Source organism: Glaciimonas sp. GNP009 (assembly GCF_054343755.1).
In genome coordinates, this window is the sequence record NZ_JBTGUV010000004.1 from 900,886 (window position 1) to 916,375 (window position 15,490).

The following is a 15,490-nucleotide window of genomic DNA, read 5'->3' on the forward strand; positions in this document are numbered from 1 at the left end:
GATGAAATAAGCTCGCAGTGCAAAATGGGAAAGCAAGCTTGCGATATTCAAACTGTAATTTTACTACAATTAATTTTCACCCGCCTTCTCTGCTTTAACTATATTTTATTCATTTCGTTGAACTGTAGCGAACATTACCACCACCTGTACAGCTGATTTTCATTTGGAATTGATCCTATATTATAGATATTTCAGCCAAGAAAACAACTTTCCTCGCTACAGAGCCTTTAGGTCCTGTAGCCCGTCAACTTACGCTGGAGCTGCGGTGCAAATCGAAATCTAGCAACAAATTGTAGTGAAATTACCAAAAAATGTTGTATAGTCCTACTCAACCCAAGCTGCCATGAAAGTCCGGACATGCCTAATACTACCGATACTGCGCACGACACATCTAGCCTCAAACCTGATGCCGCCGCCTTTGAAGCACTACAAAATCACTACACTACGACAAAAAATATCGCACTGCGTGAACTGTTCGATGCTGATCCTCATCGCTTCAAACACTTCTCCTTAGAAGCTTCCGGTCTATTTCTGGATTATGCCAAAAATACGCTGACTAGCGAAACCATGTCTTTGCTATGCGATCTGGCGCGTGAGCGTAAGGTTGAGACGCGACGTGATGCCATGTTTGCTGGCGAAAAAATCAACACTACCGAAGACCGCGCAGTTTTGCACACGGCGCTTCGCACGCCTTGGCCGCCAAGCGCAGGCAATAGAGCACTAGTCATTGATGGACAAAAAATCGATGATGATGTCCATGCTGTACTTGAACAAATCGCGGCATTTACAGAAGCAGTACGGGCAGGAAAATGGCTTGGCTATAATGGCAAACAGATTACCGACATCGTCAATATTGGCATCGGCGGCTCGGACCTCGGCCCCAAAATGGTTTGCCAGGCACTTCGCGCCTATCAGCATACGGAGCTGAAATTACATTTCGTGTCCAACGTAGATGGCCATGACATCGATGCTGTTTTATCGCAAATTGATCCGGCCACGACCCTATTCGTCATTGCGTCCAAAACGTTCACGACGATGGAAACCATGATGAATGGGCACAGCGCCCGCAACTGGTTTCTGACACAGGCGGACGGCGCGCAGGAAAGCGATCTGACCCATCACTTTGTGGCCGTATCCACCAATACCGAAGGCGTCAAAGCATTCGGCATTGATCCGCAAAATATGTTTCCATTCTGGGATTGGGTTGGTGGTCGCTATTCCGTTTGGTCTTCAATTGGTCTTTCAGTTGCGCTGGCGGTTGGATTTGAACAGTTTAGCGAATTTCTGGCCGGCGCGCATGCAATGGATAACCACTTCCGCAGTGCGCCGCTTGAGCGGAATATGCCCGTTATTCTGGCACTCGTCGGTATTTGGCAACGCAATTTTTGCGGCAGCGCATCGTTATCGATAGCGCCCTACCATCAAGACCTGGGCAATTTTCCATCGTATTTGCAGCAACTGGAAATGGAAAGTAACGGCAAGCGCGTCGCGCTCGATGGCAGTCCGCTTCAGATTAAAACTTGCCCTGTTATCTGGGGAAATGTCGGCACCAATGGCCAGCACGCCTACTTCCAGTTATTACATCAGGGTACCGATGTCACGCCTGTCGACTTCATCGCTGCATTGGCGCCGAGTCATCATCTGCCCGGCCATCAAGCTGCACTATTGGCAAATTGTTTTGCCCAATCAGAAGCCTTCATGCGCGGCAAAACAGCAGACGAAGTGCGTGCTGAGATGCAGAATAAAGGGATGCCAGAATCTGACATCAGCGCACTCTTACCGCATCGGACCTTTCCCGGTAATCGTCCTAGTAATACCATTTTGATACAAAAGTTAACGCCAACATCGCTCGGATCACTGATTGCACTATACGAACATAAAACCTTTGTACAAGGTGCCATCTGGGGAGTTAACAGTTTTGATCAATGGGGTGTCGAGTTGGGCAAGGTAATGGCTACGCATATTCTTGACGAACTGACCGGCAATACGGCCCCCGACAAGCACGATAGTTCAACCAATGGTTTAATTGGTCGTGCACGTGCGGCTTTATCAGGTAACTAAGACACGCTAAGACACGCAAATAGGCCAAAACGCAGTCTCAACGCCGGCACTGCATTATCGGTTGAGGCTGCGAAACGTCACGCAGCATAGCGCGCAATAATGTCGCTCGAATCAATGTAGACTTTTTAAGTAAACGGATAATCAAACATCATGGCTCTAGCAGAATTTGATCTGGCAATCTTTGGCGGCACTGGCGATCTGTCAATGCGTAAATTGTTACCTGCGATGTACTCGCGTGATCGCGCCGACGATTTGCCACCACACGCGCGCATTTTGTGCATTGGGCGACATGAATTGTCGAACGATGATTTTCTACAGCATATCGATAAAGACGCCCGCCCTCACATTTCGATGGAGACGTTTGATCCCGTCATCTGGGAACGGTTTTGCAAGCGCGTTCAGTATGTAGCGATGGACGCCACCGATGCGAAGTCTTATAAAGCACTTGTGGCAGCAATGCGGCCTGATCCAAGCGTCACTAATGTATTTTATCTGGCGACGCCACCTGCGCTGTTTTCTAAAATTTGTCGTAACCTGTCAGCTTCCGGATTAGCCACGCCCAACTCGCGTGTAGTCCTCGAAAAGCCACTCGGTCGCGATCTTGCCAGCGCCAAACAAATTAACGCTGAAGTGGGTCAGATATTTTCTGAATCACAAATTTTCCGCATCGATCATTACCTCGGCAAAGAGACTGTTCAAAACCTGCTGGCGCTCCGCTTCGGTAATGTTCTGTTCGAGCCATTGTGGCGTCGCGAATGGATTTCTGACGTACAGATCACGATCGCGGAAGAACTTGGCGTTGGTAATCGAATGGGTTACTACGAAAGCTCCGGCGCCCTGCGCGACATGCTACAGAACCATTTGCTGCAATTATTATGCATCGTCGCCATGGAGCCTCCGGTATCGATCACTTCCGATGCTGTCCGCGATGAAAAACTCAAGGTTCTGCGCTCATTAAAACGCTTTACACCAGTCAGCCTCGCGCAAAATGTCGTGCGCGGCCAATACCGGGCAGGACATGTGAATGGCATTGCAGTACCCGGCTATCGCAAAGAGCAGGATGCCGATCCGCACTCACGTACCGAAACCTTTGTGGCGATAAAAACCGAGGTGGATACATGGCGCTGGGCTGGCGTCCCCTTTTATCTGCGTACCGGCAAGCGTATGGCCGATTCGCTGGCAGAAATTGTTATTCGATTTAAGAAAATTCCACATTCAATTTTTACGCAACCGAATAGTAGTTTTGAATCCAATTGCCTCGTCATCAGATTGCAACCCGATGAAGGTCTGCATTTGAATTTAATGGCAAAAACGCCAGGCGACGGCATGCGGCTGAAACCGGTTGAACTGGAGCTGAATTTTCGCGAAAGCTTTAAAGCACCGCGCATGGAGGCCTATGAACGTTTACTACTCGATGTATTGCGCGGCCAGTTGACGCTATTCATGCGTAGTGATGAATTGGAAGCGGCCTGGGAATGGGTAGAGCCAATTCTGAACTATTGGGAGCAGGAAGAAAACGAACCGATTCCTTATAGTGCAGGTACTTGGGGACCGGCGGCGGCGAGCGCCCTGATTGGACGCGACGGCTTGCAATGGCGCGAAGAAGCATTACCGGAAGTATAGGAGTCCACCGTGGCAATGCTCCTCGATGCTATTCGTACGCAAATTGATTTGTTATCTAAGTCGGAGAGAAAAGTCGCGTTGACGATTCTCGATAATCCGCAACTCGCGCTGTCCGAGAATATCACCGCGCTAGCCAAAAATGCCCTCGTTTCTGAGCCCACGGTAGTACGCTTTTGTCGGGCTGTCGGGTATGAGGGCTGGCATGATTTCAAACTGAAATTGGCCCAGAGTCTCGCGGTAGCATTGCCTGGTGCGAATGAAATGCTGGCGCAAGATGATATCGCTGCAGATCTGGTTAACAAGATTTGCAGTCGATCAATTAATACTTTGCTGGACTTGCGCAATCACCTCAGCCCGGATGCGATTCAGCGCGCCCTGGATGTTCTGCTCAAAGCGAACAAGATCGAGTTTTACGGCCAGGGCACGTCAGGTATTGTCGCTGCTGATGCACAGCATAAATTCTTTCGATCCGGCGTTCCAACCGTCGCCTATTCCGATCCGCACATTCATAGTATTGCCGCATCGCTGTTGCAACCAGGCGATGCCGTTGTCGCCATCTCGCAACGAGGTGGCAATGCCGCGCTGCTGAGAAGCGTGCAGCTAGCAAAAAAGGGCGGTGCCGATATCATCGTGTTGGGACCAAGCGGAACGCCGTTGGCTGAACTGGCAACGGTATTAGTGCCGATCGATCTCAGTTTCAATACTGACCCGTATACGCCGATCTCAGCGCGTCTTGCGCATCTTGTCGTGATCGATATTCTGGCAGTCGGATTAGCCCTTAAACGCGGTCCGGAGTTTCGAAAGAAAATGCAGAACGCACAAAAAGCATTGCAGCAATTTGACATGCAGTTTGACTCATTCTTTCGTTGATGCACTCCTTATAAATATCACGTAAAAATCAATCTCAAAAAGACCTGCGCTAATGTGGTTACTGCACCATGCAGCGCGGTGATACGTAACACCATAAAAATAAATTGACCCAAAAGAGACAAACCAGATGACGCCACCTTCCGGATTTCAACTACCAGTTTTTCTGCACGAACAAATGCGCCGCGACATCGCTTTTTTTCATCCACGCTCGATTGATCCCGCTGGTGGATTTTTTCATTACTTTAATGACGACGGTAGTATCTACGACGCGTCGAGTCGCCATCTGGTGAATAGCGCGCGTATGGTATTTTGTTATGCACTGGCATTTCGTCTGGATGGCAAGGAAGAATATCGGGATGCGGCGCGTCATGGTTTGCGCTTCCTAGAAGAAAAACATAAACAACCTGAATATGGTGGCTATGCTTGGGTGCTTGAAAATGGTACTCCAATCGACCGCACTCAGCATTGTTACGGCTTGGCGTTCGTTTTATTAGCCCATGCACACGCGCTAAAAATTGGCATTGCCGAAGCCGCGACCGGCTTGCGCACCGCCTTTGCATTGATGGAACGCGTGTTCTGGTCGGAGGCCGACGGTTTATATGCGGACGAAGCGACGCCGGATGGCGTTGTATCGCCCTATCGTGGACAAAACGCGAATATGCATAGTTGTGAAGCGTTGATTGCCGCATTTGAAGCGACCGGCGATAAAGTCTATCTTCATCGCGCAGAGCTGTTAGCCAACAACATCACAAACCGTCAGGCGGCGCTCTGTGATGGCTGGATATGGGAACATTACGATGCTGACTGGCGCGTGGATTGGGAATACAACCGTCACGACAGTAGCAATATGTTTCGACCGTGGGGTTATCAACCGGGCCACATGACCGAATGGTCCAAATTATTGTTGCTGCTTGATCGCCATAGCGCACAGTTGCAACATGACAGCGACTGGCTGGTGGTGCGCGCACAAGCACTCTTTGATGTAACGATGCCGTTGGCTTGGGATGCGCAACACGGTGGCTTGGTGTACGGGCTAGCACCGGACGGCACCGCCTGCGACGATGACAAATATTTTTGGGTCCAGGCAGAGTCGCTGGCAACGGCTGCATTGCTGGCGCAGCGCACTGGCAACCCGGAGTATTGGGATTGGTATAACAAGCTATGGCAATACAGTGCGGATCATTTGATCGATCAGCAGCGAGGCGGCTGGTATCGGATTTTGCACCGCGATAACCAACGCTACGGTCCTGAAAAGCCACCGCACGGCAAGACTGACTTCTATCACCCGATGGGCGCGTACCTGGAGTCGTTATATGCGGTTGACTGCGCTTTAGCATAGGAAGCGTATCGATATTGTTGGTTTTTCGGATGCAGGGATTGCCGCTAAGATTTATTCCTTGATCCGCAAATACCTGCAAGCCCGTGACTCGAAGAGGTAACCAAAAACCGCCGCAAGATGCAAACCTTATTTGTGGCACAACCGCCAAATACCTCGGCTTGAATCAACAGCGCCATCAACTGCGACTCTCCTCATCCGCTCATATAAGTATCGGCTACCCACCCGCCGCAAAGCGCGCAAGCAGATTCCTTGGTGCGCCGTATAAAAACACGCTGAATTTTATTTCGCGCTGATAAATGTAGCGACAGCACCGCGACTGCGCCTTCCTATACCGTCCTTTAGAGCAATGAAAATGTACCAAAGCTACTTGTAGTAAAAATACAAAATATTACCTTCGTTCAAGACAGCATACAATTTCCATTAAACCGATAACCATTTCTATTCCAGCGATAACTTTTAAGGTATTTAAGTGCTGAACCCCTAGACCAATCTGCGGCTTTTTTGCAACACAAATATAGTAAAACTACATAAAACAAACAATTTACATCGAATGTCGTTTAACATCCTCATCAACAAATCAAGTCCGGCAATGCAAATATTTGCAATAGCAAGACTCAAAAAATTTCGAGCAAAAAGACTCGAAAAGCGTGGTTAACACCATATTTTACTTAGGAGATGAAATGAGCAAAACTGTTTTAAAAAGTCTGCGCGCGGGCTCTCGCCTGCCAATGGTAAAGCCACTTGCAGCTGCAATTATTCTGGCCGCCACTTGCGCCGGCCAAGCACAAGCCCAATCCAACGTCACCATCTATGGTCGCGTGGATGCCGGTATCGATTACAACAGCAACCAGTACAACGCTTCGAACGGTCAACGCGGTGGAAAATGGGGTACTGGCGGTAACAGCTGGGGTACCAGCATGTTCGGTTTTAAAGGTACTGAAGATCTGGGTGGCGGACTAAAAGCTATCTTCACGTTGGAAAACGGTTTTAATGCGGGCAACGGCGCAATCAACGGTAGCAGCCCAAACAACCCGGCACAAATCTGGTCACGTCGTTCTTTTGTTGGTTTGTCAGGTGATTTCGGTACTGTCAAAATCGGTCGTGATTTAACTTTACCGAGTGACATCGTCTGGAGCCTGGATCCAACCGGTCAACAGAATCTGGGTTCGGCAACCTTGGTTAAAGGACGTAACTGGCCGCAAACCAGCAATCAGGTTCAATACATCTCGCCAAGTTTCGGTGGCTTCACAGCCCAAGGCGCATACGGTTTCGGCGAAACGCCTGGTGCAACCAAACCTAAGAGCAGCAGCGGTATAGCATTATCTTTTGTCCAACCTGGTTACTCCCTTGTAGCGATGTATGACGTTGCAAACGACGGTGCTGGTCGCTACTCGACCTTGTTCACAAATTCGAAAGAGTTGACACTAGGTGGAACGGTCAATATCGATAAGCTGAAACTATATGCAGCTTACCAAAATCTGTCGGCACCACAAGACGTGACGACTGGCTCAACCAAAGCGAACCATTTCTGGGTCGGCGCCAACTATCAGTTGACACCTGCACTGACATTGATCGCGGCCGCATATCACGTAAAACTTAACCAAAATGTCGGCAGCGCCAACTTGTTTATGGTGGGTACAAACTACAGTTTGTCGAAACGCACTTTGCTGTACGCAAGCATCGGTACTGTACGTAACGGCTCGAACACCAACTTCCAGGTTGAGTCAGGCGATGGCACTGGTTTGACTGGTCAAAACCAAAATGCGTTTTACACAGGTGTCAGCCACTCGTTCTAAGCAATACCAGGGTAAAGTGGATGGTCGCGTCGCTTGAGCTCGGCACGGCTGTTCACTTTACCTTGTAAATCTGCCGATTAGTGGCAACTGCAAGACGTCCCTGGGTATCCCCCAGATTTTGCCCATTCGACTATGAATGGGCATTTTTTATGGGCGATGCTTATTGATTGATAAATCGCGATTGACTATCTTACTTTGTGATTGGCTTGAAGGCTGCGGCAGCGTTATTTCATCATTTTGTCAAACGCGACAGTGCGTTACGCAGAATGTGGTGATGTGGTGATATAGCCGGCACTCCGGTGGCCGGCACTCCGGTGGCCGGCGAACCGGTCGCCAAAGGTAGGCGACAGTTCAGCAGTCACAATCATGAAGTTGAGATAGCACGCAACTTTTACTTGGTATGTGAAATCAGGTTTGGCGTTGACGGGCCATTTTTATCTGATGCTGTTGAGGGCGATGCCTGCGTACCCTCTTCGGCTGCCATTTTATCGCTGGCCCCATCACCCTCGATTGCGGCAGTGTGCGTCAGAATGCCGCGTTTAGCCTGCCTCTGAAGCTCTGCAAATGGGCTCGCACGATTCATCGATACACCAACCGCCAGAACGTCGATCAACAACAATAACAATATCCGCGACACCATCGGAATATGCATATTGCTGCCTTCGTCGTGCTCGACCGCCAATGTGTAATCTGCCCTCTTGGCAAGCTGAGAATTGCTCGGTGCCAGCGCAATGATGGTCGCACCGGAATTCACCGCCACCTCAACCGCTGGAGCCAAATGGCGCAAACGACCGGAGTTCGAGATAATCACGGCGACATCAGTACTTCTCAACAACGAGGCTGAGATTTCCTGTAATTGTGGATCAGTGTAAGCGGACGCAGGTATACCCAAACGGAAGAATTTCTGTTGCGCATCTTCTGCCACCAGACCGCAACTACCAAAACCATAAAACTCTACGCGTGAAGCCTGACTCAGAATATCGATCACCTTGGTCAGTGTGTCTGCATTGAGATTGTCGCGTACTTCCATCATCGCTGAAATAGTATTGTCGACGACCTTGACTCCCACATCCAGAGACGAATCGCCGACGTGCACCTGACTATGCGCGACCGGTACAGTGCCGGTGACGCCCGACGCCAGTTTCAACTTAAAATCGGCAAGTCCCTGACAACCCATGGTGCGGCAAAAACGAATCACGGTTGGTTGACTGACCTCCGCACGACGTGCGATTTCCGATATCGGCTCGCTCATGACGGCGCGAGGATGGGCTAAAATCAGACTCGCTACTTTCTGTTCAGCTGGTGAGAACTGTGAACGCGCCTTGCGTATTCTTTCCAGAATCGGCACGGCGTTGCCGCCACCTAAATGCTCTGCCAAAATAGCTGCGACGCCGACAAAAGCGGGATAAGGCGCAGTGATGACATACGTTGGAATTTTGGCCAGATAAGTACCGAATCGCCCTTTATTTTCAAAGCGTGCACGGAATGCTGAAGTGGCAAAATATTCACCCAAGCGTGGCACTACACCACCGCCAATATAGATGCCGCCCAACGTACCCAACGTCACCGCCACGTCAGCTGCAACTGTACCCAACATAGCGCAAAAGCACTCCAATACTTCACTACACAAGACGTCAGTGCCATTTAAAGCCCGCTCCACAATCTGGGCCGTGTGTAGCGGCTCCGGATTGACTACACCGCGCATGTCGGCCAACGCCATATACGTAATTTCGATACCAGGACCTGACACCAGACGCTCGGCAGAAACGTGAGAATAGTGTCGCCAGCAATAGGCAAGGATCGCTGCTTCACGCGCATCGCCAGGCGCAAAACTGACGTGACCGCCTTCGCTACCCAGCGCAATCCAACGTCCTTCTGAAGGAATTAAGCCTCCGACGCCTAATCCGGTTCCAGCACCGACCAGTCCGATGACGCCGCCAGTCAATGGTTTTCCACCACCGATTTGAACGCAATGGACATGCTCCAGATGCGGCAATGCCATTGACAACGCGGTGAAATCATTGACCACTAACAACGTGTCAAAATTGAGGCGACGACGCGTGGCTTCGATCGAAAAAGCCCAATGGTGGTTGGTCATTTTGATCTCATCACCATGCACCGGATTGGCAATCGCAATAGCGGCATGCCGCACTTGCGGATGGGGAATGGATGCCAGATAAGCTTCGACCGCCAGCGCAAACTCTGCATAATCAGCGCAGCGTAAAGTCTGAATCGCTTCAATTTGGCCGGGAGCACGTTCCAATGCAAATCGCGCATTCGTACCGCCGACATCTGCGAGCAAGCGTGGGCCATCCAGGTAACCGTCCGCCGAGATTGCGTTAAGATTTGCGGTTGTAGATGACGCCATGAAGTGAAACTTTCAATCAATACAATTGGTTAATTAATCTAAAAGATAATTCGACTGTTGATGCATCGGTGCACTTCGACATATCGTTAAATGCACGCATCTCTTAATATCAAATTATCGCATTAGTTTTGCCAAATTTCAGCGATCCTCAGGCCATTGCGCCCCGGCTCGTGCCATCATCGCAAATGAGGCCGTTGGGCCCCAACTACCGGCCATATAAGGCTTGGGTGGAGACGCGCTTGATTGCCAGTGGTTCAACAAAGGCTCTACCCATTTCCAAGCTGCTTCTTGCTCGTCGCGACGCACAAACAACGATAAATTACCGCGAATGGCATCCAGCAAAAGACGTTCATAGGCCTCGGCCCGACGTTGTTGAAAAGCTTGATCGAACGACAGATCAAGTGCTACCGGCTGCATGATCATCCCATCGCCGGGTTGCTTTGCCAGACAATGTAATTGAATCGACTCATCCGGCTGCAAACGGATCACCAGACGATTACTCACTGTTCCGCTGGGTCCAAATGGCATCGGCAAAATCGCATGAGGAACAGGTCTAAAGGTAATAATAATCTCTGCGGCACGATGGGCAAGACGCTTACCGGTGCGAAGAAAAAACGGTACGCCAGCCCAGCGCCAATTATTAATCTCTGCGTGTAAAGCCACAAAGGTTTCTGTCTGCGAATGCGTTCCGATACCCGGTTCTTGTAAATAACCAGGCACGGACTGGTTATTAACAGCGCCTGCCACATATTGACCACGCACTGCGCGCAGTTCGAGATCTTCCGCAGAAAATGGTCTGAGAGCACGTAATACACGGACCTTTTCATCACGTACTGCGTTGGCATCAAACGAAGTCGGCGGCTCCATTGCTACCGTGCACAACAATTGCAACAAATGATTTTGTACCATATCACGCAGCGCGCCAGTCCCATCATAGAACTCTCCGCGCCCTTCCACGCCCAGTTGTTCTGCAATCGTCAGCTGCACGTGCGCAATTGATTCACGCCGCCAAAGTGGTTCGAACAAGCTATTCGCGAAACGCAACGCCAACAAGTTTTGTACTGACTCTTTGCCAAGATAGTGATCGATACGATAAATCTGATCTTCGGCAAAAACCCGTGCAACCGCGTCATTAATGGCATGCGACGAACGCAAATCATGGCCAAGCGGTTTTTCCAAGACAACCCGTGCTTGCGATAAATCAATCGTGCTCGCCGCCAGATTGGCACAAATGCGTTCAAATAAGAGCGGTGAAGTCGCCAGATAAAAAACCGAAACAACCTTATTCTCCGCCAGCAACTCGGCGAGCCGTTGATACCCGGTCGGCTCGACCAGATCCAGCGGCAGATAATCAATACGTGCCAAAAAGCTTTGCCACACCGCGTCATTCGGATTGACTGATTCGCTACCCTTCACATATTGGACGGCATTTTTGCTCACCCAATCCAGATACTCATCCCGGCTAAAAGACTGCTTTGAGACACAAATAATGCGTCCGCTCGCGTGCAACTTGGCATCCCGATGGGCGACAAAAAGCGCCGGAAGAATCTTCCGCATCGACAAATCGCCGGTCGCGCCGAACAGGGTAAAAATAAAAGGAGGTTGGGTTTGCATCGCTTTTCTGTAATAAATAAAAACTTATATTGCAATATTAATGTAGCATTACTACAATTACAAGTGATGAAAGAGACGATTTAACTTTATTATCTAATAAAATCAATTTTCTCTGTAGTTTTACTAGCTAACTTTTGATTACTCTTTAAGAGTTATCGTTTAGCCATCGCAGAGAAATAATGAAAGTTGCTGAGCAAGGGTGAACCATCACGCCGGAAAATCAGACATATTTAGTAGCAAAGGTGTAGCTTCCATGCACCGGTAGTGGATAGGTGTTTTTCAGTTTGCGTCAGCAATCGAGAAGCCAGCAATCACGGCTTACCAACGAAAGACACCTTATTTAGCGTTTTTAATACAGGAGACAAGTATGAAACTGCAGCAACTCATTAAAGCCACAATGGTAACAACGGTCACAGCAACTGCATTAATATCAGCATCCGCGGCGGTCAATGCCACGCAAGTTGAAGTGCTGCACTATTGGACTTCCGGCGGCGAAGCCAAATCGGTCGCAGAACTGAAAAAAATCATGGAAGCCAAGGGTATAACCTGGAAAGACTTCGCAGTCGCCGGTGGCGCTGGTGAAAACGCGACGACGGCACTTAAAGCCCGCGTCATCGCCGGTAGCCCTCCGACTGCCGCACAGATCAAAGGACCCGCTATTCAGGAGTGGGGCCAAGAAGGCGTGCTGGCGAATATTGACGCCGCCGCAACTGCCGGCAAGTGGGATGCGCTGCTGCCGAAGGTCGTTTCTGACACGATGAAATATCAAGGTCATTATGTGGCTGCGCCTGTCAACGTGCATCGCGTGAACTGGCTTTGGGTAAATCCTGAGGTATTAAAAAAAGCGGGCGCCAAAACGCCGACCACATGGCCAGAATTTTTTGATGCTGCCGATAAGATTAAAAAAGCTGGTTTTATCGCCATCGCACATGGCGGACAGCCATGGCAAGATGCCACGGTCTTTGAAACAACGGCGTTGGGTGTCGGTGGCGCTGATTTTTACAATAAGGCGATCGTGAAGCTGGATCAAAAGGCGCTCACTAGCCCGACTATGATCAAGACTTTTGACACGCTCGGAAAAATCAAAACCTACATCGATAAAAACGCTCCTGGGCGCGATTGGAATCTGGCTACTGCGATGGTCATCAACGGTAAGGCCGGTATGCAGTTTATGGGCGACTGGGCCAAAGGCGAGTTCACCGCTGCAGGCAAACAACCTGGCAAAGATTTCCTCTGCGTGCCAGCACCGGGCACAACTGGATCATATACTTACAATATCGACTCGATCGCTATGTTCAAAGTAAAAGATCCTGCGGAACAAAAAGCACAGTTAACACTGGCAACGGCCATCATGAGTCCTGAATTTCAGGAAATTTTCAATCTGAACAAAGGATCAATTCCAGTTCGTCCAGATATTCCACGCGCCAAATTTGACAGTTGCGCAATCGAATCAATGAACGACATGGCAGCCGCAAACAAAGCCAATACTTTAGAGCCAAGTATGGCCCACGGCATGGCGGTCAGTTCGGCAGTCCAAGGCGCAATGCTGGATGTAGTTTCGAAGTTCATGAACTCGAATATGACATCGCAAGCAGCCACGCTGGCATTGGCCAAGGCAGCAAAAACTAAATAATTTTTTATTTAGACAAATCAACCTTTAAGACGTACATATACATAAACTCGCACATGAAGCTAACAAAATAAATTAGCGCACTAGTGAAGTAAATAGGTATGTAATAAGTACGTAAATAAAACCCGGATGTCAGCGTGATCGATATTAGCGCGTTGGCATCCGCCCGGTCTGAGGTTGGCTACTATTGCACATGCAATGGCGTCAGCACCGATGACCTGGCTATGATCCTGCATCAGGAGACTCGCATGTCCGATCAAACCCTCCCCTCTTCAACGATATCAGCCGGGAGCGCTCGTCATCCCTCGAAAAATCTAGCACCGCGAGGGCGCATCGCTGCTTTCGCCGATAGCTGGCTACCGCGTCTGGTATTATCACCGACCATTATTATTTCACTTGTATTTGTCTACGGATTCATTGCACTGACGGGATGGATGTCGCTGACCGACTCCCGCATGATGCCGAACTATACGTTAGTTGGTTTTCATCAATATACGGATTTGTTCGGCCTTGACCGTTGGTGGGTCGCTGCGACGAATCTAGGCATTTTCGGCGGGCTGTTCATTGTGATTTGCCTTGCAATTGGCCTTTTCATGGCGATTTTTCTGGATCAGAAAATTCGCGGTGAAGGCGCTTTACGCGCCATTTATCTTTATCCAATGGCGCTATCGTTCATCGTTACTGGCGCGGCGTGGAAGTGGATTTTGAATCCAGGACTCGGTCTGGAAAAGATGATGCATGACTGGGGATTTACCCACTTTACATTTGACTGGCTGGTTAATTCTGACTTCTCGATTTATACCGTGGTCATTGCCGGTGTCTGGCAGTCATCGGGATTTGTAATGGCGTTATTTCTGGCGGGGCTACGCGGCATTGACGACAGCGTTATCAAGGCCGCCCAAGTCGATGGCGCCAGCCTGCCAACGATCTATCGGCGCATTGTCATCCCTGCTTTACGTCCGGTATTTTTTAGCGCCTTACTGATACTTGCCCACATCGCTATTAAGAGTTTCGATCTGGTGATGGCGTTAACTGCTGGCGGTCCTGGAACTTCGTCCGACGTACCGGCAATCTTCATGTATCAATATTCATTCTCCCGCGGTCAACTGGGATTGGGCGCGGCGTCGGCAATGATGATGCTGGCAACCGTCATGGCAGTATTAGTGCCGATGATGTACCTGGAAACGAAAGGAGCGCGCAATGGCCGCTAACCGCATGAGCAACACTAAAAGCAACGGCAGCACCATCCACCACGAGGGTTCCAAGCTTACAATCGGTCGTGCGGCGATTTACGTACTGTTGATTTTTTGCGCGCTGTATTACCTGATACCGCTGTATGTGATGCTGAGTACATCCGTCAAAACGCTGGATGAAATACGCACAGGCAATCTACTCTCGCTACCGCACACTCTCACCGGCGCAGCATGGATCAAAGCATGGGGTCACGCATGTACGGGCGTCGATTGCAACGGCCTGGCCCCCTACTTCTGGAACTCACTCAGAATGGCGATTCCGGCCGTACTCATATCGACTCTCATCGGTTCACTGAATGGTTACGTGCTCGCGCATTGGCGCTTCCGCGGGTCTGAGATTGTCTTTACTGCCCTGATGGTGGGCTGCTTCATCCCGTTCCAGGTCGTTATTCTGCCGATGGCGCGTTTGTTGGGAATGGTCAATTTGGCTAATACCACGCCGGGTTTGGTATTTGTACACATTGTGTACGGCATCGCGTTCACCACCTTGTTCTTCCGCAATTACTACATTACGGTGCCAGAGGAGCTGGTGAAGGCGGCACGTATTGATGGCGCAGGTTTCTTCATGACTTATCGCAAAATTATTTTCCCATTGTCGCTGCCGATTTTCATGGTCTGCTTCATCTGGCAATTTACGCAAATCTGGAATGACTTTTTGTTCGGCGTGGTGTTTGGTGGCTCGGACGCTAAACCAGTCACAGTCGCGCTCAACAATCTGGTCAATACCTCGACCGGGGTGACTGAATACAATGTCAATATGGCCGCCGCGATCATCGCTGCATTGCCGACATTGGTGGTGTACTTGCTGGCTGGAAAATATTTTGTCCGCGGGCTAACTGCTGGCGCTGTGAAAGGCTGAAAACCGTTCACCGCAACTGTTGTTGTGGCGTGACTGAAGACTCACCAAAGACTCACAACGACTCACAACTGACTCAC

Annotated in this window: 10 protein-coding genes and 1 pseudogene; 9 read left to right on the forward strand and 2 right to left on the reverse strand. The window is 49.8% G+C overall.

Going from position 1 to position 15,490, the window contains the following annotated elements:
* The first annotated feature begins 357 nt into the window (after positions 1-357).
* The 6 genes and pseudogenes from pgi to ACXX82_RS05035 form a co-directional block, all read left to right on the forward strand.
* The gene (pgi, locus tag ACXX82_RS05010; RefSeq protein WP_458562537.1) at positions 358-2,061 is read left to right on the forward strand and encodes a glucose-6-phosphate isomerase; all 1,704 of its coding nucleotides are present in this window, start codon (positions 358-360) and stop codon (positions 2,059-2,061) included.
* Between the two features lie 150 nt (positions 2,062-2,211).
* Entirely contained in the window at positions 2,212-3,684 is a 1,473-nt protein-coding gene (gene zwf / locus ACXX82_RS05015) for a glucose-6-phosphate dehydrogenase (protein ID WP_322232483.1), read from the forward strand.
* A gap of 15 nt (positions 3,685-3,699) precedes the next feature.
* Positions 3,700-4,554, forward strand: coding sequence for an SIS domain-containing protein (locus tag ACXX82_RS05020; RefSeq protein ID WP_322240154.1), 855 nt, complete (start codon positions 3,700-3,702; stop codon positions 4,552-4,554).
* A 127-nt stretch (positions 4,555-4,681) separates the two neighbouring features.
* The gene (locus ACXX82_RS05025; protein WP_458562538.1) at positions 4,682-5,893 is read left to right on the forward strand and encodes an AGE family epimerase/isomerase; all 1,212 of its coding nucleotides are present in this window, start codon (positions 4,682-4,684) and stop codon (positions 5,891-5,893) included.
* A 680-nt stretch (positions 5,894-6,573) separates the two neighbouring features.
* Positions 6,574-7,689, forward strand: a complete 1,116-nt coding sequence (locus tag ACXX82_RS05030; RefSeq protein ID WP_458562539.1) for a porin — start codon at positions 6,574-6,576, stop codon at positions 7,687-7,689.
* A gap of 191 nt (positions 7,690-7,880) precedes the next feature.
* Positions 7,881-7,964, forward strand: a pseudogene (locus ACXX82_RS05035) (cytochrome b); the annotation flags it as partial.
* 116 nt (positions 7,965-8,080) lie between these two features.
* On the opposite strand, the gene ACXX82_RS05040 reads toward ACXX82_RS05035, so the two are convergent.
* Together ACXX82_RS05040 and zwf (ACXX82_RS05045) are read right to left on the reverse strand one after the other, a co-directional pair.
* On the reverse strand, positions 8,081-10,057 hold the full coding sequence (locus tag ACXX82_RS05040) for a glucokinase (RefSeq protein WP_322232486.1): 1,977 nt from the start codon (positions 10,055-10,057) through the stop codon (positions 8,081-8,083).
* A 138-nt stretch (positions 10,058-10,195) separates the two neighbouring features.
* On the reverse strand, positions 10,196-11,671 hold the full coding sequence (zwf, locus tag ACXX82_RS05045) for a glucose-6-phosphate dehydrogenase (protein ID WP_322232487.1): 1,476 nt from the start codon (positions 11,669-11,671) through the stop codon (positions 10,196-10,198).
* A 367-nt stretch (positions 11,672-12,038) separates the two neighbouring features.
* Here zwf (ACXX82_RS05045) and ACXX82_RS05050 point away from each other — a divergent pair, with 367 nt between their 5' ends.
* The 3 genes from ACXX82_RS05050 (at position 12,039) to ACXX82_RS05060 (ending at position 15,413) form a co-directional block, all read left to right on the forward strand.
* On the forward strand, positions 12,039-13,304 hold the full coding sequence (locus ACXX82_RS05050; RefSeq protein WP_322232488.1) for an ABC transporter substrate-binding protein: 1,266 nt from the start codon (positions 12,039-12,041) through the stop codon (positions 13,302-13,304).
* A gap of 245 nt (positions 13,305-13,549) precedes the next feature.
* Positions 13,550-14,512, forward strand: coding sequence for a carbohydrate ABC transporter permease (locus ACXX82_RS05055; protein WP_322232489.1), 963 nt, complete (start codon positions 13,550-13,552; stop codon positions 14,510-14,512).
* A gap of 4 nt (positions 14,513-14,516) precedes the next feature.
* Entirely contained in the window at positions 14,517-15,413 is an 897-nt protein-coding gene (locus ACXX82_RS05060) for a carbohydrate ABC transporter permease (protein ID WP_322240155.1), read from the forward strand.
* Positions 15,414-15,490: the final 77 nt, after the last annotated feature.